The sequence below is a fragment of the Parabacteroides sp. AF18-52 genome (assembly GCF_003479145.1).
Lineage (GTDB): Bacteria > Bacteroidota > Bacteroidia > Bacteroidales > Tannerellaceae > Parabacteroides > Parabacteroides faecis.
Genome location: NZ_QUGR01000031.1, coordinates 1 through 352 on the forward strand (window position 1 = coordinate 1; position 352 = coordinate 352).

At 46.9% G+C, this 352-nt stretch carries 1 pseudogene; it reads left to right on the forward strand.

The features are described 5' to 3' along the window. Nucleotides 1–86 precede the first annotated feature (86 nt). A pseudogene (locus DWX23_RS25245) lies at nt 87–352 on the forward strand (hypothetical protein); the annotation flags it as partial.

Below are 352 nucleotides of genomic sequence, written 5' to 3' on the forward strand. Positions count from 1 at the left end.
TATAAAGATATGCTGAGACATTTTTTTCCGAAGCTGCGGCGCATCGAGGTGATCGTTCGTTATGAAGAGGATAAAACGGAGGTGGAATGAATAAGATGGTGGAGATAGCATACCTGTTGCTGGCGGTGGTCTTATGCGGTTGCACATTTGGCGATGAACCGGGTGTCTGTCCGTATACGACACGGCTTGATTACTGGTATGCAGGCAACAGCAGTGAAAATATGCTTCCGGTCTATGTAGACAATCTCCGCCAGTATCTTTTTGATGAAAGAGGAAATCTTCTCAGTGTGGTTGCTTTGCGGGGTGACACAATCTGCAGTTGGCAGGGAAATCTGGAAGAGGGTGACTATAC